Source organism: Brevibacterium sp. 239c, assembly GCF_900169365.1.
Classification (GTDB): Bacteria; Actinomycetota; Actinomycetes; order Actinomycetales; family Brevibacteriaceae; genus Brevibacterium.
Map to the genome: position 1 here is coordinate 15029 of NZ_FXZH01000020.1, position 24155 is coordinate 39183.

The window sequence follows — 24155 nt, forward strand, 5'->3', positions numbered from 1 at the left end:
TCCTCGACAGCCCGTCGAACATCGCTGTAGAGCGATCGATACAGAAGTGAGAGACACAGATGTTCTCTAAAGTTCTTGTGGCAAATCGTGGAGAGATTGCCGTTCGCGCGTTCCGTGCAGCGTACGAACTCGGTGCCTCCACTGTCGCTGTTTTCCCTTATGAGGATCGGAACTCCGAACACCGAATGAAGGCCGACGAGGCCTACATGATCGGCGAGGAAGGGCACCCAGTTCGTGCCTACCTCAGCGTCGAAGAGATGCTGCGCGTCGCGAAGGAATCCGGCGCCGACGCCATCTACCCCGGCTACGGCTTCCTGTCGGAGAATCCGGACCTGGCGCGAGCCTGCCATGAGGCAGGAATCACCTTCGTCGGCCCCAAGGCCGATGTGCTCGAACTCGCCGGGAATAAGGTTCAGGCTCTGACAGCCGCACGCAACGCCGGGATTCCCGTACTTGACTCGACTCGCCCCTCAGCCGACATCGCCCAGCTGCTGGCCGATGCGGAATCCATGGAGTACCCGCTCTTCGTCAAGGCCGTTGCCGGTGGCGGCGGGCGCGGAATGCGCCGCGTTGGGCAGTCTTCACAGCTGGAGGACGCACTCAAGGCCGCAATGCGCGAGGCCGAGGGAGCCTTCGGAGATCCCACGGTCTTCATCGAACAGGCCGTGCAGCGTCCGCGTCACATCGAGGTTCAGATCCTCGCCGACAACGACTCGAATGCGATTCACCTCTTCGAGCGTGACTGCTCCGTTCAGCGTCGTCACCAGAAGGTCGTCGAGATCGCGCCAGCTCCGAACCTGGACCCGGCCATCGCCGACGCACTGCACACAGATGCTCTGAAGTTCGCCGAGGCCTTGGGTTACCAGAACGCAGGAACCGTCGAGTTCCTCCTCGAGACCGATGGTCCACGCAAGGGTCAGCACGTCTTCATCGAGATGAACCCGCGCATCCAGGTCGAACACACGGTCACCGAGGAGATCACGGACATCGACCTGGTCGCCTCGCAGATGCGTGTCGCCTCCGGTGAGACTCTGGCCGAGATCGGTTTGGCCCAGGAAGACATGCGGATCAAGGGCGCAGCCCTCCAGTGCCGCATCACCACCGAGGATCCGGCCAACGCTTTCCGACCCGACACCGGAATCATCACTGCCTACCGCTCTGCCGGTGGTGCCGGTGTCCGCCTCGACGGTGGAACCGTCCACGCCGGTGCCGCAGTCAGCGCACACTTCGACTCGATGCTGGTCAAGCTCACCTGCCGTGGACGTGACTTCGAGCAGGCCATCTCTCGTGCACGTCGTGCCCTGGCAGAGTTCCGAATCCGCGGCGTTTCGTCGAACATCGGGTTCCTGCGCGCCGTCTTGGAAGATGAGTCCTTCATCGCAGGCGACCTCGCCACCTCATTCATCGAAGAACGCCCACATCTGCTCGACGCTCGTGTCAGCGCAGATCGCGGTTCGAAGATCCTCGACTACCTGGCCGGCGTCACCGTCAACCGTCCCCACGGCGAGCCAGATGTGCGCATCCGTCCGGGGGAGAAACTTCCCGACATCGACCTCAGCACAGATCCGACACCAGGAAGTCGTGACCGACTCCTCGACGTCGGTCCTGTCGAGTTCGCCCAGTCGCTGCGGAGCCAGACTCCGTTGGCAGTCACGGACACCACCTTCCGCGACGCTCACCAGTCTCTGCTCGCCACCCGCGTGCGTACCCGTGACCTGCTGGCCGTCGCCGGACACATCTCTCGGATGACACCGGAGCTGCTGAGCATCGAAGCCTGGGGCGGAGCCACCTACGATGTGGCACTGCGCTTCCTCGGCGAGGACCCCTGGGAGCGATTGGCCGCACTGCGAACTGCTGTGCCCAACATCAACCTCCAGATGCTGCTGCGCGGTCGCAACACCGTCGGTTACACCCCCTACCCGACCCAGGTCACCGACGCCTTCGTCGACGAGGCAGCACGTACCGGCATCGACATCTTCCGCATCTTCGACGCCCTCAACGACGTCGAACAGATGCGTCCGGCCATCGAAGCAGTCCGGGCCACGAACACCACGGTCGCCGAGGTTGCCCTGTGCTACACCTCCGACATCCTCGATCCGCGAGAAGAGCTCTACACGCTCGACTACTACCTGAAACTCGCCGAAGAGATCGTCGAGGCCGGAGCCCACGTGCTCGCGATCAAGGATATGGCCGGTCTCCTTCGCCCTGCTGCTGCGACGAAGCTCGTCACAGCGCTGCGGGAGAACTTCGACCTGCCTGTCCATGTCCACACCCATGACACTGCGGGTGGTCAGTTGGCCACCCTCTGCGCTGCCGCAGCAGCCGGAGCCGACGCAGTCGATGCGGCCTCTGCCGCCATGGCCGGGACCACCAGTCAGCCGAGCCTCTCCGCTCTGGTGGCAGCGTTTGAGAACACCGAACGCGACACCCAGATCAGTCTCAACGCCGTGAGCGATCTCGAACCGTACTGGGAGTCTGTCCGTAAGGTCTATGCACCCTTCGAGTCCGGACTGGCAGGACCCACCGGTCGCGTCTACCGGCACGAGATCCCGGGCGGACAGCTGTCCAACCTGCGCCAGCAGGCCGTGGCGCTGGGCCTGGGGGAGCGGTTCGAGGAGATCGAACGCATGTACGCGGCAGCGGACGCGATCCTTGGCCACCTCGTCAAGGTCACACCTTCGTCCAAGGTCGTCGGAGACCTAGCACTCCACCTCGTGGGTGCCGGCGTCGATCCCCAGGAATTCGCAGAGAATCCCGACAGGTTCGACATTCCGGATTCGGTGATCGGCTTCCTCAGCGGCGACCTCGGTGATCCTCCAGGCGGATGGCCAGAGCCGTTCCGTACGAAGGCTCTGGCAGGGCGCACACATAAAGCTGTGTCCGAAGACCTCGCACCCGAGGATGCGGCAGCTTTGGAGACGCCGGGCAGCGAACGACAGGCCAAGCTCAATTCGCTCCTGTTTCCTGGCCCGACCAAGGAATTCGAGGCGATGCGCGCCAACTATGGCGACCTGTCCGTCGTCGAGACCTCGGAATACCTCTACGGCCTGACTGCCGGCGAGGAGCACGCGGTTGAGCTGTCGAAGGGCAAGGATCTCCTCATCGGAGTCCAGGCCATCAGCGGCACCGACGAGCGAGGCATGCGATCGGTGATGTTCACCCTCAACGGTCAGCTGCGTCCGCTGCAGGTTCGCGATCATGCGGTCGAAAGTGACGTCAAGGCAGCTGAGAAGGCCGATCCAGCGAACTCAGGTCATGTCGCCAGCCCGTTTGCAGGCGTTGTCACTCTCCAGGTATCGGAGGGTGACCAGGTCGAGGCCGGCGCGACCGTTGCCACGATCGAGGCCATGAAGATGGAAGCCTCAATCACCACTCAGATGGCCGGCACGGTCTCGCGCATCGCCATCGGCGACGTTCAGCAGCTCGAAGGCGGCGACCTCGTCGTGGTCATTGGTGGCTGAGCGCGACATCCGCTTGTGGGGCGACCCGGTGCTGCGCAGTATGTGTGCACCGGTGACCGTCTTCGACGAGGGGCTCAAGGCCCTGGCCCAAGACCTCGTCGACACGTCTCTGCCGGAGGGTCGGGCCGCTGTGGCGGCACCGCAGATCGGCGTGGGCGTGCGGGCATTCGGCTATGACCTCGACGGCCGCACGGGGTATGTCATCAACCCCGAGGTTGTCGAGGTCAGTGGAGAGCTGCGTGACATCGAGGAAGGCTGCCTCTCAGTTCCGGGCCTGTTCTTCCCCACACCGCGCTACGAGTTCGCTCGTGTGCGCGGTGTCGACGCGGAGAACTCACCTGTGGAGATCTCGGGTACAGAGGTCTTCGCTCAGATGCTCCAACACGAGGTCGCTCACCTCGATGGTCAGGTCTACGTTCAGACCCTGCCCAAGGAACGTCGACGAGAGGCCATGAAGGCCATTCGCGGCTCAGACTGGTTCCTCGCCAGACAGCCGTGATGCAAATGACGAACAGACACCTCAACAGAAGGAGCAGCAGATGAGCATTCAACGTACCGCCGTCATCGGAAGCGGACTTATGGGAGCCGGCATCGCCGAGGTGCTCGCGAAGTCAGGTCTCGACGTCATCGTCCGCGAGATCAACGACGAAGCATCGTCCGCGGGCCGTGCTCGCATCGAGAGGTCCCTGGCTCGTGCCGTCGACAAGGGAAAGCTCGACGCCGAGGCCCGTGATGCGGCCTTGGGCCGACTGCGATTCACCACCGACATCGGCGAACTCGCTGATCGGCAGCTGGTCATCGAAGCCGCGAGTGAGAATGAGGACATCAAGAAGTCGATCTTCGCCGAGCTCGACGAAGTCGTGACCGATCCGGACGCGATTCTCGCCTCGAACACGTCATCGATGCCGATCATCCGGTTCGCACAGTCGACCTCACGTCCGGAACGAGTGCTCGGGGTTCACTTCTTCAACCCGGCCCCGGTTCAGCCACTCGTTGAGGTCGTGTCCTCCGTCCTCACCTCCGATTCGGTTCGTGACACGGTCACGGAATTCGTCGCCGAGGTGCTGGGCAAGAACCCGGTCCACGCACAGGATCGTCCCGGATTCATCGTCAACGCGTTGCTCATCCCATACCTGTGCAGCGCGATTCGCATGCTCGAGTCCGGGTTCGCAACGAAGGAGGACATCGATGCGGGAATGGTGGGAGGTTGCGCACACCCGATGGGCCCGATCAAACTGGTCGACCTGGTCGGACTCGACACCTGCCTGTACGCAGCAGAGAGCATCTACTCCGAGACCGGCGATCCTGCTGCCAAACCACCGGTGCTGCTCTCACGCATGGTCGATGCCGGTCTGCTGGGCGTCAAGTCCGGTCGCGGCTTCTACGAGTACTGAGGCGCGGCTCGTACAGCACAGCAAAAGCGCTGACAGCAGCCCCTGAGCCCTGACAGCACGAAAGAACTCCTGGTTGGCTATTGACACCGACCAGGAGTTCTTTTGTTGCATTGGCCGTTGGCCTCAGCCAGCCAGGAGCTTCTCGTAGCTGGCGAGCTTCACACAGGCGACGAGACCCTGTGCCGCCAATTCGACGTCCTCGGCGGTGGGCATGGTCGGAGCGATGCGGATGACATTGTTGTGCGGATCCAAACCATAGGGGTGTGTGGCACCGGCCGGAGTCAGCTTGACCCCCGCCTCGGCGGCCAATTTCACGATCCGATCCGCGGTGCCCTCCAACGTGGTCAGAGTGATGAAGTACCCGCCGTCCGGCTGAGTCCACTGAGCCAGATCCTTCCCACCCAGCTCCCGTTCCAAAGTGTCCAGGACAGCGTCGAACTTCGGCGCGATGATCTTCGCGTGCTGACGCATGTGCTCCTCGACTCCGGCAGGGTCTGAGAAGAAGCGCAGATGGCGCAGCTGGTTGACCTTATCGGGGCCGATCGAGATCTTTCCGAGATTCGCCCGGATCCAATCGCTGGTTTCCGGCCCTGCACCGAAGAAGGAGACTCCGGCACCGGCATGTGTGATCTTCGACGTCGATGCGAAGATCCACGGGCGCTCCGGGTGCCCGGCTTCGGCGCAGATGCTGAGGATGTCGAGAACCTCGGGATGCTGATCGCGCAGGTGGTGGAACCCGTAGGCGTTGTCCCACAGCAGGGTGAAGTCGGGTGCCGCTGCCGGCATGGCGGCCAGTTCACGCGCTCGCTTCTCCGTGATGGTGATGCCTGTCGGGTTCGAGTACATGGGCACCAGCCACATGCCTTTGACCGTCTCGTCTTCGGCCAGACGCTGCGCCTCTGTGACGACCGGGCCTTCGGAATCCATGGGAATGCTGAGGAGTTCGAATCCCAGAGATTCGGCCAGGGTGAAGTGACGGTCATAGCCGGGGACCGGGCAGATGAGTTTGTGCGGGCCTTGGCCCCAGGGACGTGAGTCCCCGACGGTTCCGTGCAGGAGGGCAAAGGTCAGCGCCTGAGCCATGAGAGTCAGGGATGCATTGCCGCCCGCCAGCAGCTGATCCGAGGGGACCTTGAGCAGGGGAGAGAAGAGTTCGCGCAGCTCGATGATTCCGTCCAGGCCGCCGTAGTTGCGGGTATCGACACCCCCTGGAGTCATGACGTCATCCCCGGTCACTGCGTTCAGAAGATCTGCCGACAGATCGAGTTGCGCGCTTGCCGGCTTGCCTCGGGTGATATCGAGTTTCAACCCGCGCGAAGCGAATTGTTCATAGGCGCGAGAAGCGCTCTCCAGCTCTGCCTGCAGCTCGGACGTGGGGGACATCGATGCTCCTTGTCACTGTTGTTTGACCGGTAGAACCATCTTAGTCACTTCCCGACATCTGTGCGGCTCGGGACCGCACACCGGAGGGCAGTTGGGGACGAGTTAGAGTTGACCACGATCAATGAACTTCACGAGTCAGGATGGGCGAACTGTGAGACCACGTGCGCAGGCAGCTCATGGGCGCAGCTTCGGCCAGCAGGCGGGCCTCTACGACGAGGTGCGTCCACATTATCCCGCTCCTGCCATTGAACTGGCGACCACGAGCTGGATGGGTCTCGACGTCTGTGACCTGGGCGCGGGAACCGGCATCCTCAGCAATGCACTGCTAGAGCGCGGCGCGAACGTCACCGCTGTCGATCCCGACGAGGTGGCCTTGGCGAAGAATCCTGCGCGCAGTCTCATCGGCAGCGCCGAGGATACGGGCCTACCGGAAGCCAGCGTCGATGTCGTGAGCGTGGCACAGGCCTGGCACTGGTTCGACGAATCATCTGCTGCGGCCGAGATTGCACGAATCCTACGACCGAGTGGTCACCTGGTCATCCTCATCAACCAGCTCGATGTGCGCATCGAATGGGTGCTGCGTCTGAGTCGGATCATGCACGCCGGCGACGTGTACCGCCCCGCATACCGTCCGAGTCCCGCAGGTTTCGATCTCATCAACCATGAACTGGTCGAGTTCACCACACCACTGACCGTCGACGGCATCATCGATCTGGCTCGGACCCGCTCCTATTGGCTGAGGTCGAATCTGACGACCAGAGACCGGGTCGAGTCGAATCTGCGCGAATACTTCACCCTCGAACATCCCGTCGACGGGGAGCTGGAACTTCCGTACATGTGTCTGGCATATGTTCTTCAGGTGGCTGGCTGAGCCAGGGCAGCTGTCGGGGCGTCTGCCGTGTTATGCGTCCAACCACACGACCTGCGCGTCTACCAACAACAAACGGGCCGCACCATGGGGTGCGGCCCGCTTCTACAGGTTGAGTCAAACGGCTACGTCAGCCGAAATGATTATGCCTTCTGATCAGGCGCTGGCCGGATCCTCATCCTGTGCTGGTGAAGTTTCGACAGCCTCGGTGACTCTGGTCGTCGGGTTTGAGTGCGAGACGGTGATCTTGCGCGGCCGAGCTTCCTCAGCCACGGGGATGGTCAGCGACAGCACGCCGTCCTGGTAGTCAGCCTGGATCCGGTCGAGCGCGACCCTGTTGCCCAGAGTGAGCTGGCGGGCATAGGTGCCGGTTGTGCGTTCCCGGGTCAGCCACTTTACATCCTTGTCCGCGACTTCGGACTGTCGCTGAGCACGAACTGTCAGCGTGCGATCCTCGACGTCGACATCGATGCTGGAGGGGTCAACACCGGGCATATCGATACGTGCGACGAAGACCTCTCCATCGCGGTAGAGATCCATGGGAAGCGAAGTGGAGTTCGGGGTGCGAGTCACTTCCGAGAAGAATCGATCGAGGTCACGGATGGGGTCAAAACGTGTAGCCATGAGCTTCCTTTCGTTTAGGTCGTTACATTGAGTCAAACACACTCAACTTTGAAATGATTCCCAACTCATGAAATTCTCAGTCTCGTGAGTCTGGTTCCGGTTCTTCTAGCCCTTGTTCCTGTCGCTGCTCTGATCCTCGGTGGCAGCGCACTCAAACGACTCCCAGGTTTCACGAACGCCGAATTCTGGTCGGGGGCAGAGAAGCTCGCCTATTTCGTCCTATTGCCGGTGCTGCTCTTCTCCTCGGTCGCAGAGGTCAGCGTCGCACATGTTCCGCTTGGGCGCCTGGCGATCGGCCTCATCGCCCCGACAGCGGTCATCTCTGTCCTCATCATCGTGCTGCGACGCCGCGTGGCACGTGATCTGCCGTCCTTCACGTCTGTGCTGCAGGGCGGGATCCGCTTCAACACGTATATCGGCCTATCGATATCAGCCAGCCTGTTCGGGGCCGAAGGCAGCGCCCTGGCTGCCATCGTGGCGGCGATCCTCGTGCCCACGGTGAACATCGTGTCCAGCCTTGGGTTCGAATTTCTGCGTACCGGTCCCAGCTCAGTTGTAGGGATCGTGCGCGTCGTCGTGACGAATCCGCTGGTCATCGGCTGTGCTGCCGGGGGACTGTTCAATCTCACCAGGGCTCAGGTGCCCGACGTCGTCGATTCGATCCTGTCGCCGCTGGCGGCCGCGGCCCTGCCGATCGGCCTCCTGTGCGTCGGAGCGGGCCTGCGCCGGTTCCCGCTGCGGACTCATCTGGCTGCAATGATCAATTCCACCGTCGCCAAGCTCATCGTCCTGCCTGCGGTGACCTTGCTCGTGCTGGTTCTGCTCGACGTTCCCTCCACGCCTGCCTTGATCGCCATGATCTTCCAGTCGATCGCCACGGCAAGCTCCGGCTATGTGATGGCCCGCCAGCTCGGTGGAAACTCGGAGCTGATGGCCGCGCTCATCGCGGTCCAGACGGCCCTGATGCTGTTGACCCTTCCCTTCGTGCTGCTCATCTCTCAGGCTGTGCTCGGAAGCTGAGCAGATGCCCGTGGTTGGCCAGAACATCCCGGGACCTTGGGCAGGACGAACAACAGCGAGCGGCCGAACCCCGTGTGGGGTCCGGCCGCTCGCTGTATCTGCGACGGTGACTATTCGGTCATTCGTCGCTGCTCATCACCTTTTGGTCACTCGTTGTCAGCCTTGATATCTGGGTGACGTGATCCGAGTTCGGAGTCGATCCGGAGCAGTCCGGATCCGCTGTCGCCGACGTGGTCCAGGCGGCCGATGATCTCGGAGATGGTTGATTCCTCTTCGACCTGCTCGTCGATGAACCAGTGCAGCAGCGGCAGAACGTCGAGGTCGCCCTCGGTCTGCGCGGTGCGGTAGAGGTTGCGGATCGATTCGGAGACCTTCTCCTCATGGGCCAAGGCTGCCTTGAAGTAGTCAATGGGCTGTGAGCCCGAGACCTTCGGAGCAGCGATGTCACCGATCTGCGGAGCGAAGTCGCGATCCTGGCAGTGCTGGATGAACTTCGCGGCGTGGACCTGTTCCTCTTCGGCCTGCGCACGCATCCAGCGTGTCATTCCGGGGAGGTCGTGATCATCAAGCTGGATGGACAGCTGCAGGTAGACCATCGACGCCTCGAGTTCGAGGGTGACCTGCTCGCCGAGTACTTTCTGCATTGCGGGGCTCAACTGCATATGTTTCTCCTTCGCGATACGAGACGGATTGGTTCCGTCCTTATGTTCTAAAGCCTGACACCTTTTCTAGAATCGTTCCAGTGTGGGAAGGCTCGGCAAACAATGCTGAGGCATGGCATACCTGACCTAGGTTTACCTGACCCAGTCGACTCGGCGAGTTTGCCGATCCCATGACTATGGACACCGCGCGGTCAGCGGTGCCAAGCTGGATCCATGCAGGATCGAATTGACGAACTCACACAATGGCAATCAGCCGACGATGCGCTCCACGCACGGTTCCTGACGGGGTCCTTCGTCAGTGGAGTGACCTTCATCAACGCTATCGCCGACGCAGCGGAAGCCGCAGGGCACCACCCGGATGTGGACCTGCGATTCCCGCACGTTGACATCTCGTTGACCACCCATGACGCCGGGTCGATCACCGACAAGGACATCGATCTGGCCACCGAGATCTCCCAGATCGCACAGTCTCAGGGAATCGACGCAGACAACTGAGGACGGCGGCGATGGAACTGCGTCACTGCTTCGAAGGCATGTGCCATGCGCAGCAGATCCACGTCGGCACCCGGCTTCGCGACGAGCTGGACACCCACCGGAAGGCCTGACTGCGAGAAGCCGGCTGGCACGGAGATGGCAGGACACCCAGTAGCCGAGATCAGACATAGAGCTCGCATCCAGTCGAGATAGTTCTCGAGTCCCACCCCGTTGATCTCCGTGGGGTATTCGATGCCCGCGTCGAAGGGGAGCACCTGGCAGGTGGTGACGACCAGCAGATCGTGCTCCCCGAAGAAGCGTTCGACCTCACCGTGGAGACGGGCGCGCGCACGATCAGCAGACACCACCTCGGCGCCGGTCAGCCTCAGTCCCATCTCGATGTTCCAGACCACAGAGTCCTTGATCTGGTCCGGGTGTTCTTCGAGCAACGGCCCCCAGGAATGGACGAAGTCAAGGGCACGGCGGACATTGAAAACCTCATCGGCATCGCCGAGGTCGGGGATCGTGTCGAGGACACCGGCGCCCAATGAGGAGAACACGTTTGCCGTGTCTGCCACGATCTCGTGGACTTCGCTTTCAAGCGGGAGCAACCCGTTGAGATCTGGGCTGAACCCGATCTTCACGCCGTTCAGATCGGGTTCGATGTCGGTGCCCAGACCGAACTCGGGGAGATCGAAGACGTTGCCGGGTTCGTCGATCGAACGGGGGCCACCCCGCTGCGGTCCGGCCGTCGCACTCATCGTCAGTGCCACATCGGAGACCGTGCGGGCCATAAACCCGCTCTGTGCCAACCATGCGAACGGATTACCCGGCAACGTATGTGGAATTCGTCCGTTCGAGGGGCGAAAACCCACCACGTTGTTGAACGACGCGGGGGAGCGCAGCGAACCTCCCGTATCCGAACCGTCTCCGGAGGCTTGGATGCCCGATGCCAAGACAGCACCGACTCCTCCGGAAGACCCCGAAGCTGATTTGGATGTGTCATAGGGGTTGAGGGTGGTGCCGAAGACCGGGTTGAAGGTGTGTGAGCCGGCCGCGAATTCGGGCACGTTCGTCTTGCCCGTGGTGTTGACTCCGGCGGCTTTGAGGCGGGAGATGCTCAGCGAGTCCGTATCCGGAACACGATCGGCCATGATCGGCGAACCCCACGTCGTGCGCAGGCCCGCGGTGTCATGTGTGTCCTTGTGAGTCATCGGCACCCCATGCAGAGGTCCGATCGGCTCGCCCTTGGCCACTGCCTGGTCAGCGGCGTCTGCCCGTGCCGCAGCGGCCTCATCGTCTCGGGTCACGACCGCGTTGATCGCCGGGTTGATCGCATCGATGCGTTCCAAGTGATCGCTGAGTGCTTCCCGGGCGGAGATCTCCTTCGTCGCGATCTTCTTCGCCAGTTCGCGTGTGGACAGCCAGCGCAGTTCCTCGCTCATCGTCACCTCACTTCCCGACCGTGCTGAGGACGGCGCTCAGTGCCGCGCGAATACCGGTCTCCAGCGTGGTCTCGACAGCGTCGGGGGCGAAGAACGGTGAATGATTGCCTGCTGGGGGTTCATCACCGTCGAATTTGGCGGGAGAGTAGCCCCCGAAGAACCAATACACGTAGGGCACGTCGATGTCATCTCCGAAGGCACCGAAGTCCTCGCTGCCGGTAACGGCTTGATCCAGGTGGACCTGATCCTCACCGAGTTCAGCTTCGAGCGCTTCGAGGAACTGATCCGTGGTTGCGGGATCGTTGTAGCAGCGCGGGAAGCGATACATGTCTTCGATGAGCGGTTCGGGTGCTCCGGAGGCCTGAGCCTCAGCGCGGATGATCCGTTCGACACGGTCGAGTACGACCGCGCGGACCTCCTCGTTGAAGGTGCGGATGTTGAGTTTGAATTCGGCGGAGTCGGGAATGATGTTCTCCTTCAGACCACCGTGGAAGGTGCCCACGGTGACCACAGCCATATCGCGACCCGAGATCTCACGCGACACGATGGACTGGAGCCTGGTGATCATATAGGCGCCGAGGACGATCGGATCGACCGCGCTCTCGGGTTGCGAACCGTGGGCCTGCTTGCCCTTGACGGTGACTTTGATGCAATCGGACATCGCCATGGCAGTTCCCTTGGCCACGTAGATGTGGCCCGCCTTGCCCGGCCACACGTGCTGACCGTAGATCACCTCTGGCTTGACGATCGAATCCCAGAGACCGTCGTCGAGCATCGCCCGCGCGCCCTCCCCGGTCTCTTCACCGGGCTGGAAGATCATGACCACGCTTCCCGACCACAGGTCCTTGTGCTCGACGAGGTAGCGGGCCAGATACAGTCCGACGGTGATGTGTGTGTCGTGGCCGCAGCCGTGCATCACCTTGGTCGTCGACCCGTCGGGCAGAGTCCCCTCCGCGGTCGATGCGTAGTCGTAGCCGGTGTCCTCAGTGATCGGAAGACCATCGGTGTCGGCCCGGTAGGCCACAACTGGGCCTTCGCCGTTTTCGATGACGCTGACGATGCCTGTGTCGCCGAAGGTGTGTGTCTTCAGTCCGAGCGCTTTGAGCTTGGAGGCAATCGCTGCAGCTGTCTGGGTCTCCTGCATCGACAGCTCAGGTGTGCGATGGAAGTCCTTGTAGTCGGCAACCGTCTGCGCGAGATTCGCCGCAATCGTGTTCCGGAGTGTGGTGTTGAGCGACATGATGTCCTTTCACGGTGGGTGTCTTCGATGATCTCAGGTATTCGGAACTGAGGTGCCAGGCGATCGTCAGTTGATTCCGACGTTGTCGCCGTCTGCCGGCCCCTTCTTGTCGGTCATGGCCTTGTTACGTGTGAACCAGGTGATAGCAATCGTCAAGATGACGACGATGGCGACGTCCCCGGAGGCCAGGATCGGGACGAACGGAATGAGGACGAGGATGACAAGAGCGGCCGCCCCCAACGCGATGAGCGTGGATTTGACCTGCCGGAGTGAAGCGATTAGCTGGACCGTGACTCCGCCGAGGATGGCGGGCAGGATATAGAGCTTGGCCACGAGTGTCACAGGCTCGGGAATGATCGAGACCAACCAGGTGCCGAGGATGCCGACGAAGAGGACCATGGAGGCCACGTGGATCAGTGCCGCACCGCAGATGGCCATGGTGGCCGCGTACTCGCCCTTGCGTGTGCCCGGTTTCACTCCGAGCGAGTCCTGGGCGACGATAGCCGAGGGCAGCAGCTTGTTCGAGATGTTGCCGATCAGGAATGCCTGGTACATGCCTGCTGGTCCCAGGATCGGGAAGTAGGTCAGCGGCTCGACGACGTAGAAGACACCGTAGACGGCGAAGACGGCAAGGAAGCCCTTGAAGATCTCCCCGAAATTGACGTTCGCATCGGCAACGAACAGGAGATAGAAGGGCACCGAGGTGGCGATGAGAAACCCGATGAAGAGCGTGAGAGAACCCCATTTGGTCGTCGTCCGCTCAAAGGCTGCGTGTGAAGGTGACGTGATGATGTTGGACATGATGTTCTCCTCAGGCTTCGGGGGCGCCGAGGCCGGCGTAGTGGGCGAAGTAGGACGCGATGAGTCCCACAAGCAAGGAGATTCCGAGTCCCCATTCCTTGAGCCACGGCTGTTTCAGGGTCTTGGCGAGGAAGAGACAGATCGTCATCACCACTGCAGACACGAGGATCGCGATGACATGTGTCGGTGACTTCGGAAGCTCCCGGAACGTCAGCGCCGCGAATGCTGCGAGCAGGGCTGCACCGGGAACGATGGACATCAGCGCAGGGTTGACCTTCTCCAGCTTGTGAGAGCTGCGTTTGAACACGGGAGTCAGAATCAGGGTGGAGATCATCCAGCCGGCGCCTGAGAGGCTCATGGCCATGAGCGCAACGATGAAGACGCCGCGGGTGAATGTCTCATCGCCGAGACTCGAGCCCATGGTGCCTGCCGCGATCGAGGCCGAAGCGACCTCTGTGGCTGCGGAGCCGATGAGCCCGACACGTACCACAACCGGGGGAGTGCCGAACAGGGGCAACAGGGCGATGGCAACAAGAACCACGGAGAGAGACGGCCCGATCGCTGCGACTCCGCCCGCCCTGAAGGCGGACCTGACCTCGTGTTGGCTCATTCCCGCCGACTCGGCGTTCTTCTTCACCGCATTCATATAGATCAATGACTGGACCACGACGACGCCCATGACTGCCATTGCCAGAATCCAGAGAACGGGGGCATTCGCGAGACCGAGATAATCGGCCGATCCACTTGCCATCACCATAACGGGGCTTCTCACTTCCTTGTCGGAGTTGCTCACAGCGACCGGGCTACCTCGTTGTTGCCCGCACCGCTGGTGTCAGTAACTTATCCCGAGGCACACCCCAAAAGATGCTCTTTACCGAGACTTCCCGATTGGCGAGAACAGACTTCTCAATGCTGACCATCAACGAATTCGATGAGTATCGTGAAGGGGACATCATCACAGTGAAGGGTGACTTGCACAATGGATCTTTCGGATATCGATAAGTACCTCGACCGGGCAGAGACCTGCTGGGAAACCGCGCTGTCACGAGTGGTCGAAGCGGACCTCGATTCGCCGAGCGGATGTCGGGAGTGGACCAATGAGCAGCTGATCAACCACCTCATCGGCGGGGGACTGCGCTATGAGAAGCTTCTGGCCCAGGCTCCGCCCGCAATAGTCGAGGCAACGCGCGGGCAGAACCACCTCGGCGAGGATCGATTGGAGTCCTTCCGGGCACATGAACGAGCGTTCCGAAAGACCACGGGGGAGTGTGACCTCGACGCCGAGGTACCCCATCGGATCGGCCCGATATCCGGCCACCAGCTCGTGAAGATGCGCATCCTCGAACTAGCCCTGCATGCTGCCGATCTCTCGGCCGGAACCGGCGATGAGTGGCCGATCGATGACTCGCTCGCCGAATTCATGTCCACAGAACTCAGCGGCCTCATCGTCGAGCTCGGGTCGACCGGGGGATACGCGCCTCCGAGCGCCGACGACCACGCGGACGAGGGCGCCCCAGTCTCATACGCGCAACGAGTGCTCAACATATCCGGCCGCGGAGAAATAGCGATTGCCGTGCTGCCAGGTCATTGAGGCAAAGCCACCCGGCCACGCACTGCGGACTTGTCTCTCTCAGGATCTGCAAAGATGAGGGTCAGAACCGCGGAGACAGCGGAGGTGAGCCCGAGTGCTTGAAACGCCTTCGCATAACCGAGGCCAGGCGTCGCGGCGGCATCGACGATGAGACCGGTGACATACGGGCCGACGAGTCCGCCGATGGCCATGAGTGCCAGGAAGATCCCGAGCGTTCCTGCCGTCTGTTGTGGCGGGCAGATCTCAGAGACGGCCGCGTTGCACAACGGCAGGACGACCACACCGACGCCGTATCCGATGGACACGATGGCAACAGCTCCGGGCGAACTGGAGATCGAGGGCAGGAAGAAGAGCATCCCGCCGCCGATCACCACGCAGATCGAGGGAGCTGCGATGCGCACGAATCGTGACGACCATCCTCTGGCCGACAGCCGATCGGAGAGCAGAGTCCCGCCGATGAGGCTGATCAGTCCTGCAACCGAGGGAATTGCCAGCATGGATCCAGACTGCAGGCGACTGTACCCGAGGCCGACTTCGAAATAGGACGGCAGCCAGGTGAGGACAACGGTCACGAGCGCATAGATGCTGGCGACCAAGAAGGCTGCGCTGATGAATGTCCGAGTCAGCAAGATCTTGTGCCAAGGAACTCGTGGCTCCTCGTTGGGATCAACCGCATCCTTGGACGCCTTGGCAGGAATATAGGGGCCGACCTCCCAGTGCCGGGTCCAGAAGAAGCACCAGACTACGCCGATGACGGCCATCGCCACCAGCGCGCTGCGCCATCCGAGAGTGACCGAGAGATAGGCCAGCAGCGGGGCAAGCGCGATCTTGGAAATCGACGCGGCACTCGCGAGCAGCGCGCCAGGGAACCCACGCCTTCCGGGCGTGTGCCAGGAATAGGTAGCTGTGTGGATGAGGGCAGAGCTCGGCCCTTCAGCAAGGCCAAGGACCATCCGCGAGACAAGCAGGACTCCGAAGGTGGCAGCAAAGACCATCGGAAGCATTGCGAGTGCCCAGACAATAGCCAGGACGATGAGGACCGTGCGCAGAGACAGCCACTTATTCAGCGCCCCGGCGAAGAAACCGCCGACGGTGAAGGCGAAGAAGAACAGGCTGCCGACCAGCCCGACCTGCGAGGCGCTGATGCCGAGTTCGTCCTTGAGGGACTGGGCGATGATGCCGAAGGCCGCCTTGTCGCCATAGTTCACGACATAGAGGACAACGAGCAGCGCGGTCAATGACCAGGCTTTGCGTCGAGATTCTGTCCCTGGAGTGACAGTTCCAGCTGGGGGAGAGGTGAGCTTGGAGGAGACCATGATGCTTCCTTGCGTCGTGGTGACAACGGTGACAACCGGCCCTGAAAAGTTCGGCCAGCCTCACTCAGCTTATTGAACGATCGTTAGGCCAGTCAATCCACGCACACAGAAAACGTCAGGGGAGTCCACCTGAGGACACCACTCAGAGGTGTAGGCACACAGCTCGACGCAGCGCATGATGGCGTCAGTTAAGACATCTTCTTTCGAGAGACGTTCATGGTGATCTGTGCGGAGACGAACACTTCGCCGGCAGCATCGAGGACATCGACCGGCACGATCAGCTCCATCGGATCGTCGCCGAACTCAGGGATCGTGTCAAGATGCGCGATCGAGGTGACACTCGTGGTGGCCTTGGCCTTGTACTCAACGGTCATGCCGACCGGAATCCAGCGGTGCGTGGATGGAATCGTCGCCTCCATCATGATGCCGCCGGCGATCTCTGCCATATTGCATGAGGCAATGGCGTGATACGTGCCGAGGTGGTTGTGCACGCCGCGACGATTCGGGGCGCTGACTTCGCAGAGCCCGGGACGCAGTTCGCGGATCAGTGGATGAACGGTACGGAAGTACGGGGCCTTGAAGCACACAGCCCGTGTGAAGAGCCAATTGCCGAACGGCACCTTCTGCAGCTTCTGCCAGATCGTGTAGATCGCACCCGAGGCGTCTGTGGTGTCTATGACCTCTGCTGTGCCTGCTGTTTCTGTGGTCATGGGTTCTCCTTTGGCCATGGGCCGGTCGCGTCAGAAGTGGCGGTCAATCAGTTTACTTAACATAATGTATATTATCGGCGTTATGCCCATGGTTGCGCTGAGCCACGAGACAGCGCCCGTTTCGGATATCAGTTCTGGTCGACCATAGCAGTTACTGGTCAGTCACTAGATTACAAAACCAGAGTACAAAAACGTGACGGGCGCGGATAGCCCTTCAGCTATCCGCGGCCGTCACTGTGCTCAACATATGTCAGCTGACTGCGTGTTTCAGCGGTTGACTCAGCTGCCGCCGAGTCCGACCTTGCCGTCGTCCTTGGATCCACCATCATTCTTGGAGCCGCCGCCTTCGTCTGCAGCGCCGTTGGATTTCGTCAGGCCGGCCTTCTTACCGCATTCCGGCCAAGCCCCGGGACCCTGCTTCTTGAGAGCCTTCTGCGCAACGTCGATCTGCTCGGCCTTGCTTGCCTTATGTGGCATGCCGTCGCCGCCGAAGGCCTTCCAAGTCTGCTTAGAGAACTGCAGTCCGCCGTAGTAGCCATTACCGGTGTTGATGTGCCAGTCACCGCCGGACTCACACTCGGCGACCTTGTCCCAGACGCCATTCGAAGACTGAGCCCCTGTGGAGGCCTGGGCCGGGCCGCTCATGCCAGTCATTCCGGCGGCGGCGACCGCGCCGGCTCCTGCGACGAGGGCGACTTTGCGGAAGCTTGTGCTCAAGAGGTTCACTGTTTCATCTCCGTAATACGAGTGCATTTCGGTTCTGTAACTTGGCCACTCTATCGTTACCAAGCCGTTACACACGGTAGTGGACCGACAGTCGGGTGTGAACCTGATTTCAAGCCTCAGCGCTCAGAATCGACTCACAGAAGTCACAACCCGAACTGAACGCATAGAACCCGAATTCGACTCCCCTGACTGTGCTCGACTCCCCTTGCAGACAGGGACACTTGCATGTGCGGACTGGCTCAGGCACCCGTGACATAGGCCGCCAGGTGGACCGCGGTCAACGGTGCGTCGGGCTCGGGAGCGGCGGCGACCAGCTGCTCCGGGGTGCCTTCGAACACGATTCGACCACCGTCATGACCCGCACCAGGCCCCAGATCGATGATCCAATCGGAGTGGGCCATAACAGCCTGGTGATGTTCGATGACGATGACTGTTCGCCCGGCATCCGCGAGGCGATCCAACATGTGAAGCAGATTCTCCACATCTGCAAGGTGCAGACCCGTTGTCGGTTCGTCGAGGATGATGACAGATGCAGAATCTGCAGCTTTGGCCGATAGGTGCGTGGCCAGCTTGAGGCGCTGCCGCTCGCCACCTGACAATGTCGTCAGTGGTTGCCCCAGGCTCAGGTACCCAAGCCCCACCTCGGCGAGGTGGCCGATGATCTTACTGACTGCAGGTATCCGCGACTCCTCTGTGGCAAAATACTCGACGGCGGCCGTCACCGACAGATCGAGCACCTCACGAATGTTCTTGCCGCCCAGGGTGTAGTCGAGGACCTCTGCCTGGAAGCCCTTGCCTTCGCACACATCGCACGGTGCCGACATTCCGGCCATCATTCCGAGGTCGGAATAGATGATTCCGGCGCCGTTGCAGACCGGACAGGCGCCTTCCGAGTTGGCGCTGAACAAGGCGGGTTTGACGCCGTTGACCTTGGCGAAGACCTTGCGGATGGGTTCGAGCATGCCGGTGTAGGTCGCTGGGTTGCTGCGTCGTGAACCCTTGATCGGTGCCTGATCGATCATGATCACACCTTCGCGCTGACGCAGCGATCCTGCGATGAGTGTGCTCTTTCCCGACCCGGCGACACCTGTGATTGCGGTGATCACGCCGAGGGGCACATCGACATCGACGTCGCGCAGGTTGTGGTCCTTCGCTCCCCTGATCTGAAGTTTCCCGGCGGGTTCGCGGGTTGTCGTCTTCACCTGGGTGCGGTCATTGAGATGTCTGCCGGTGAGAGTATCGCTGGATGTAAGTTCGTCGACGGTTCCGGTGAAGCAGATGTGCCCGCCGTTCGTGCCGGCCCCCGGTCCCAGGTCGACGACGTGGTCAGCGATCCTGATGGTCTCGGGCTTGTGTTCGACGACGAGGACGGTGTTGCCTTTGTCTCGCAGTGCGATGAGCAGCTCGTTCATCGCTGCGATGTCGTGCGGATGCAGCCCGATTGTGGGCTCGTCGAAGATATACGTGACATCGGTCAATGAGGATCCAAGGTGACGCACCAACTTAATGCGCTGCGCCTCTCCTCCGGACAAAGAGCCGGCTGAACGGTCAAGGGAGAGATACCCGAGCCCGATGTCGACGAAGGCCTGCACATCATTGGTCAGCGATCTCACCAGGGGACGGACTCCCCCGTCATCGATCTGCGCCAGCCAATCAAGGAGGTCAGAGATCTGCATCGCACACACCTCGGCGATGGACTGGCCGGCCAGCAACGATCCCCGTGCTGCCGGGTTCAGTCTTGTGCCGGCGCACTCGGGGCATTGGGTGTAGATGACCGCACGGTCGACGAATTCTCGCACATGCTTCTGCATCGCGTCGCGGTCCTTGGACAGGAACGAGCGCCGAATCCGTGGGATGAGGCCGTCGAAGGTCATGTTGGTGCCGTTGATGACGATCTTCTCGCTTTTGGCGTAGAGGAGATAGTGCCGCTCGTCCTCTGTATAGTCAGCGATCGCTTTGTCCGGGTCGAAATAGCCCGATTCCGAGTAGAAGCGCACACTCCAGCCCCCGGGTTTGTAGCCGGGTATCGTGATCGCACCCTCGTTGATTGATTTCGATTCGTCGACCACCTCGGCGATGTCGATGTCGGTGGCTGTGCCTATCCCCTCACAGTGCGGGCACATTCCTCCGTTGACGGTGAATGTCCGTCGCTCGATTTGCTTGTCGGCACCTTTGTCGATCGTCACGGCGCCTTTGCCGCTGATCGATGCCACGTTGAACGAGTAGGCGTTGGTCGACCCGAGATTCGGCTGTGCCAGCCGGGAGAAGAGAGTTCGCAGCTTCGCATTGATGTCGCTGACGGTGCCCACTGTTGAGCGTGGATTCGCTCCGATGCGTTCCTGGTCGACGATGATGGCCGTCGTCAGACCCTCCAACACGTCGAACTCTGGCCGTACCATCGCGGGCATGAAGCCCTGGACGAAGGCACTGTAGGTCTCGTTGATCAGGCGTTGGGATTCTGCGGCGATCGTAGAAAAGACCAAGGATGACTTACCTGAGCCGGAGACGCCGGTGAATATGGTGAGTCGTCGTTTGGGGATGTCGACGGAGACGTCCTGGAGATTGTTCTCGCGAGCTCCCTGAACGCGGATCAGCTCATGATGATCGGCTGGATGCACCACGGCGATCAGCCGCGCTGCTGGACACGGATCATGTTTCCGGCCGGGTCACGCAGTGCAAAGTCACGCAAACCGTAGGGCTGGTCCATCGGCTCCTGCACGATCTCCGCTCCCCTGGCCTCCACCTCGGCGAAGGCGTCATCGACATTCGTGCTGGCCAGAACTATGGCGGCATAGCTGCCTTTGGCCATGAGGGACTCAATGACCTCACGCTCGGCGTCGCTGATGGTCGGGTCGGTGATTGCGGGGGTGAGCACGATCGAGGTGTCAGGTTGGCCAGCAGGGCCAACGGTCAGCCAGCGCATCTGCCCGGATCCGACATCGAGACGAACCTCGAAACCGAGAATGTCGCGGTAAAAGGACAACGAGGCCTCGGCATCGGTGTGGGGCAAGAAGCTGGCGTTGATTGAAATGTTCATGATCGTCATCCTAGTGCGGGTCAACGGGTGGAACTTCTCGATTCCTGACCGGTCTGAGCACATTCTTCACGATGAGAGTGGGCAGGTCATGATCGCCTTCGACAACACCGGCACGGTACCGCGAGGGTGAGAGTCCCACGAGTTCGCTAAATTGGGTGCTGAATGTTCCCAACGATGAGAAACCGACCGAGAAGCAGACATCCGTGATCGAGAGGTCACCCCTGCGGATCAGCGCCATTGATCGTTCGATGCGACGGGTCATGAGATAGGAATAGGGCGACTCACCGTAGGCGGCTCTGAACTGGCGACTGAGGTGACCGGCCGACATGTGCACCCCGGCTGCGAGCTCCTCCACATTGAGCGGTCGGTCGAACTCCCTGTCGATTCTGTCCCGTACGCGTCGCAGGAGGACCAGTTGGTGCCTGGGCACATGGTCGTTCCCGGACGCGTTCACTCTGTGTGGACTCCCTGGGTCAGGGTCTCACCGCGGAAGTAGCTCGGATGCATCCGCGATTGGATGATCATGATGACCACGCCCAGGAGCAGAACTCCGATGCCCAGCACGAAGACCAGTCCGATGCCGAAGACCGAGGATCCAGATCCGTAGTTGGGGTCGAGGGAGTCGATCGCGGTGGTCACGAAGATCACCAACAGTGTCACTCCGCCGACGAGTGGGAAGAGGAACCTGAAGAAGAAGTGCTTGGCACCCGTGAACAGTGACCGGCGGAAGTACCAGATACAAGCCAGACCGGTGACCCCGTAGTAGAAGCAGACCATGAGACCCAGCGCGGTGATCGTGTCCCACAGTGCGTTCTCCGACAGCAGCCGCATGACGACGTAGAAGATGATCGCGGCCGCCGCCGAGGTGACGGTGGCCACCGATGGCGACTTGTACCGGGGCGAGATGTTTCCGTATTTCTTCGGCAGCGCGCCGTAGTGGCCCATGGCCAGGATCGTGCGTGAGGGTGAGACCATCGTCGACTGCAGCGAGGCCAGAGAACTGGAGAGGACGGCAATCGACACGAGGACCGCGAACGGCCCCATGACAGGGCCGGCGAGAGCCGCGAAGATGGATTCCTGGTTCTCCGGATTCCCTGCGCCCAATCCGTCTGTGCCGACTCCGGCGAAGGAGATGACGGCAACGGTGCAGGCGAGGTAGATGATGACGATGGCAACGATCGTGAGAATTGCGGCACGGCCGGGAGTCTTCTGTGGATCCTTCGCCTCTTCGTTCATGGTGATGACGGTGTCCCAGCCCCAGAAGAGGAAGATCGACAAAGACACAGCCGCAGCAACCGTGGAGAAGTCTCCGGCTTCGGCAGGGTTGAACCAGCCGAGCTCGATCGGTGTCGGGTCGAAGGCGGTGCCGTTGGACACGTGGACGAATGCCGCGATGACGAACCAACCGAGGGCGAGGACTTGGAACGCGACAAGCCAGACCTGAATCTTCTGGGTGGCTTCGACTCCGCGATAGGAGATCCAGGCAGCAGCCGCGGTGAGGATGATGGTGACAGGAATGTTGATCCACAGCACTCGGGTCAGATCAGCGATGCCGGGCTCGCCGAAGACCTGAGCCAGCAGCAGGAACAGGAAGTCCACGGCCACGGCGGCCAGGTTGGACAGCACAAGGACCGTGGCCGAAATCAGACCCCAGCCTCCCATCCAACCCAGCCAGGGCCCGAAAGCACGGGTCGCCCACGTGAACGTGGTGCCGGAATCGGGCATAGCCGTGTTGAGTTCGCGGTAACCGAAGACGACGAGCAGCATCGGAACGAAACCGATCAGCAGGATCGCCGGAGTGTGGACTCCGACCTGGGAGATCGTGGGTCCCAGACCCGAGGTGAGCGTGTAAGCAGGAGCAATGCAGGAGATGCCGATGATGGCACCGCCGATCGCCCCGATCTTGCCTGCGGACAGTCCCTTGGAGCTCAGGCCCGAGCCGGAGTCTCCAGGCTGGCTTCCGGCCGGGCTGGGAGGTGGAGTCGCCGAGGTCATCAGCTCAACCTTTCAGACGCGATTTCAGGTGCTCAAGATCTTTTCGGCAGTGTCCTGCCCGATCCTGATCGCACCGTCGACGTGCTGGTATCCGTGAGCTGCGATGTCCGAGCTCGCGAAATGAATGGGACCGACTGGATCGTTTTGGAACTGTCCCCATCGGTGCAGTCCCCCGAGGTCATAGCTTGTCGCATAGGCGCCTCGAGTCCATTCCTCGGAACCGAAGTCGGACAGATAGAACACCTCGGGTACCAGTGCCTGTGGGCCCAGGAAGTCGGCGAGTGATTCGAGGATACGCTGTCTGCGTGAGTCCTCGTCGAGGGCGAACATGGCATCGGCGTTGACGTCGGAGATGAAGCCAACGAGAGTACCCTGGCTTTCACCGTAGTTGGTGTTGTCGTAGACCTCCTGCACCAGTTGCCCTGCACCGAAACCGGTTCCGCTCAAGCCGTCTTCGCGCCAGAACGGTGTCTTGTATGTGGCGTGGACCTTGATCACGAGGCCCATCGACTGGTGTTGATGGAAGACCTGTTGCAGGCGCGGCAGGTGCGGAGTGTAGCTGATGCGCGAGTACAGATTCGGTGGGACGGCCACGATCACACGGTTCGCTGACACCTGCATCGAATCGGTGCCCACCGTGACGGAATCTTCGCTCCATTCGATGGTGCGCACCGGGCTTTCGAGGTGAACAACGCCTTCGCCGAGATCGGCCGCCATCTGCTCGGACACCGACTGCATTCCTCCTACGACGCGGCGATCGAGGATGAAATGGTCGTCCACGAGATTGGTGAACGATCCCGCCGAGGCGGCCATGAGGATGGCCTGCAGTGCGGAGAATGCGGTGGCCGGCTTCGTCAGCATTCCTCCAGCGATGAACATGCCGATGTTCGCACACGCGACCTCATCATCCGATTGGGTTCGCAGCCAATGGTGGAACGACACAGAATCAAGCTCACCGGCGTCTTCGGCTGCCCAGGGTGCGGTGGGTCCGATGCGGGCTGCGAGCTCGTCTAATTGGGTGATCAGACGTTCCATCTCTGCCTGTGTGGACTCGGCCACCGGGAACATATCGCCGGTGTAGACGGAGCGTGTGCCGTCGGGAGCAATGTAGACGCTCTCGCCCTCCCGGTAGCGCTGATAAGTCTCTTTGCCCATATCAGCGACGAGTTCGAGGAGTGCCGTTTGGTCAGGTGAGATCCACTGACCACCGATTTCGTACATCTGACCGTCGATGTGGTTGGTCCATGTCCGACCCCCGACACGGTCCCTGGCCTCGAGGACCACAACGTCTTTGCCTGCCGCCTGCAGCGTTCGGGCCGCGCTCAGGCCGGTCGGCCCAGCTCCAACGATGACCACATCGCATGTTCGATCCGACATTCTGCTCTCCTTCGAAAGTTCCGCTTATGTG

22 protein-coding genes are annotated in these 24155 nt (G+C 61.3%); 7 read left to right on the forward strand and 15 right to left on the reverse strand.

Translation table 11 applies throughout. The features are described 5' to 3' along the window. The first annotated feature begins 59 nt into the window (after positions 1-59). From BSP239C_RS16235 to BSP239C_RS16245, 3 genes are read left to right on the forward strand one after another with little or no spacing between them, the layout of a single operon-like run. Positions 60-3461: a pyruvate carboxylase gene (locus tag BSP239C_RS16235; protein ID WP_101574403.1), complete on the forward strand. Its 3402-nt coding sequence runs from the start codon at positions 60-62 to the stop codon at positions 3459-3461. Beyond that, entirely contained in the window at positions 3454-3960 is a 507-nt protein-coding gene (locus BSP239C_RS16240; protein WP_101574404.1) for a peptide deformylase, read from the forward strand. The genes BSP239C_RS16235 and BSP239C_RS16240 overlap by 8 nt, the downstream gene beginning before the upstream one ends. Before the next feature lie 40 nt (positions 3961-4000). Then, positions 4001-4855, forward strand: coding sequence for a 3-hydroxybutyryl-CoA dehydrogenase (locus BSP239C_RS16245; protein WP_101574405.1), 855 nt, complete (start codon positions 4001-4003; stop codon positions 4853-4855). Between the two features lie 123 nt (positions 4856-4978). On the opposite strand, the gene BSP239C_RS16250 is transcribed toward BSP239C_RS16245, so the two are convergent. Beyond that, a complete protein-coding gene (locus tag BSP239C_RS16250; RefSeq protein WP_101574406.1) occupies positions 4979-6238 on the reverse strand; it encodes an aminotransferase class I/II-fold pyridoxal phosphate-dependent enzyme in 1260 nt (419 codons plus the stop codon). Positions 6239-6389: 151 nt separating this feature from the next. Between BSP239C_RS16250 and BSP239C_RS16255 the strand changes: the two genes are divergently transcribed. Next, complete coding sequence (locus BSP239C_RS16255) at positions 6390-7109, forward strand: class I SAM-dependent methyltransferase (RefSeq protein ID WP_257930249.1); 720 nt, start codon at positions 6390-6392, stop codon at positions 7107-7109. A 153-nt stretch (positions 7110-7262) separates the two neighbouring features. Here BSP239C_RS16255 and BSP239C_RS16260 read toward each other — a convergent pair whose 3' ends face one another. Beyond that, positions 7263-7730, reverse strand: coding sequence for an Hsp20/alpha crystallin family protein (locus tag BSP239C_RS16260; protein ID WP_101574408.1), 468 nt, complete (start codon positions 7728-7730; stop codon positions 7263-7265). Between the two features lie 84 nt (positions 7731-7814). Between BSP239C_RS16260 and BSP239C_RS16265 the strand changes: the two genes are divergently transcribed. Next, the gene (locus tag BSP239C_RS16265) at positions 7815-8750 is read left to right on the forward strand and encodes an AEC family transporter (protein WP_101574409.1); all 936 of its coding nucleotides are present in this window, start codon (positions 7815-7817) and stop codon (positions 8748-8750) included. Positions 8751-8896: 146 nt separating this feature from the next. Here the strand turns inward: BSP239C_RS16265 and BSP239C_RS16270 are convergent, their stop codons facing one another. After that, positions 8897-9412: a ferritin gene (locus BSP239C_RS16270; protein WP_101574410.1), complete on the reverse strand. Its 516-nt coding sequence runs from the start codon at positions 9410-9412 to the stop codon at positions 8897-8899. Positions 9413-9625: 213 nt separating this feature from the next. Here BSP239C_RS16270 and BSP239C_RS16275 point away from each other — a divergent pair, with 213 nt between their 5' ends. After that, positions 9626-9907 (forward strand): 4a-hydroxytetrahydrobiopterin dehydratase, encoded by a 282-nt coding sequence (locus tag BSP239C_RS16275; RefSeq protein ID WP_101574411.1) that lies wholly within the window; start codon positions 9626-9628, stop codon positions 9905-9907. Here BSP239C_RS16275 and BSP239C_RS16280 read toward each other — a convergent pair. The 4 genes from BSP239C_RS16280 to BSP239C_RS16295 all read right to left on the reverse strand — a co-directional run bounded on the left by BSP239C_RS16280 (position 9883) and on the right by BSP239C_RS16295 (position 14129). After that, a complete protein-coding gene (locus BSP239C_RS16280) occupies positions 9883-11331 on the reverse strand; it encodes an amidase (RefSeq protein WP_101574412.1) in 1449 nt (482 codons plus the stop codon). The genes BSP239C_RS16275 and BSP239C_RS16280 overlap by 25 nt on opposite strands. 7 nt (positions 11332-11338) lie before the next feature. Beyond that, positions 11339-12571: an amidohydrolase gene (locus BSP239C_RS16285; protein ID WP_101574413.1), complete on the reverse strand. Its 1233-nt coding sequence runs from the start codon at positions 12569-12571 to the stop codon at positions 11339-11341. Positions 12572-12637: 66 nt separating this feature from the next. Continuing rightward, positions 12638-13372 (reverse strand): hypothetical protein, encoded by a 735-nt coding sequence (locus tag BSP239C_RS16290; protein WP_101574414.1) that lies wholly within the window; start codon positions 13370-13372, stop codon positions 12638-12640. A gap of 10 nt (positions 13373-13382) precedes the next feature. Continuing rightward, entirely contained in the window at positions 13383-14129 is a 747-nt protein-coding gene (locus BSP239C_RS16295) for a DUF5058 family protein (protein ID WP_101574415.1), read from the reverse strand. 222 nt (positions 14130-14351) lie between these two features. Here BSP239C_RS16295 and BSP239C_RS16300 point away from each other — a divergent pair, with 222 nt between their 5' ends. Next, positions 14352-14963, forward strand: a complete 612-nt coding sequence (locus BSP239C_RS16300) for a maleylpyruvate isomerase N-terminal domain-containing protein (protein ID WP_101574416.1) — start codon at positions 14352-14354, stop codon at positions 14961-14963. Here BSP239C_RS16300 and BSP239C_RS16305 read toward each other — a convergent pair. The 8 genes from BSP239C_RS16305 to BSP239C_RS16340 all read right to left on the reverse strand — a co-directional run bounded on the left by BSP239C_RS16305 (position 14957) and on the right by BSP239C_RS16340 (position 24124). Further along, positions 14957-16279, reverse strand: a complete 1323-nt coding sequence (locus BSP239C_RS16305) for an MFS transporter (RefSeq protein ID WP_101574417.1) — start codon at positions 16277-16279, stop codon at positions 14957-14959. The genes BSP239C_RS16300 and BSP239C_RS16305 overlap by 7 nt on opposite strands. A gap of 188 nt (positions 16280-16467) precedes the next feature. Further along, positions 16468-16989: a hotdog fold domain-containing protein gene (locus BSP239C_RS16310; protein ID WP_101574418.1), complete on the reverse strand. Its 522-nt coding sequence runs from the start codon at positions 16987-16989 to the stop codon at positions 16468-16470. 279 nt (positions 16990-17268) lie between these two features. Continuing rightward, positions 17269-17715 carry a transglycosylase family protein gene (locus BSP239C_RS16315; RefSeq protein ID WP_308298075.1) on the reverse strand — a complete coding sequence of 149 codons (447 nt, stop codon included), beginning with the start codon at positions 17713-17715 and terminating at the stop codon, positions 17269-17271. Positions 17716-17954: 239 nt separating this feature from the next. Further along, positions 17955-20336, reverse strand: coding sequence for an excinuclease ABC subunit UvrA (locus tag BSP239C_RS16320; RefSeq protein WP_101574420.1), 2382 nt, complete (start codon positions 20334-20336; stop codon positions 17955-17957). Between the two features lie 5 nt (positions 20337-20341). Then, entirely contained in the window at positions 20342-20761 is a 420-nt protein-coding gene (locus BSP239C_RS16325; RefSeq protein ID WP_219618917.1) for a VOC family protein, read from the reverse strand. Between the two features lies 1 nt (position 20762). Further along, the gene (locus BSP239C_RS16330; RefSeq protein WP_101574421.1) at positions 20763-21206 is read right to left on the reverse strand and encodes a helix-turn-helix transcriptional regulator; all 444 of its coding nucleotides are present in this window, start codon (positions 21204-21206) and stop codon (positions 20763-20765) included. Then, positions 21203-22747 carry an APC family permease gene (locus BSP239C_RS16335; RefSeq protein WP_101574422.1) on the reverse strand — a complete coding sequence of 515 codons (1545 nt, stop codon included), beginning with the start codon at positions 22745-22747 and terminating at the stop codon, positions 21203-21205. Before BSP239C_RS16335 ends, BSP239C_RS16330 begins: the two co-directional genes overlap by 4 nt. A gap of 24 nt (positions 22748-22771) precedes the next feature. Then, the gene (locus BSP239C_RS16340; protein ID WP_101574423.1) at positions 22772-24124 is read right to left on the reverse strand and encodes an NAD(P)/FAD-dependent oxidoreductase; all 1353 of its coding nucleotides are present in this window, start codon (positions 24122-24124) and stop codon (positions 22772-22774) included. Between the last annotated feature and the right edge of the window lie 31 nt (positions 24125-24155).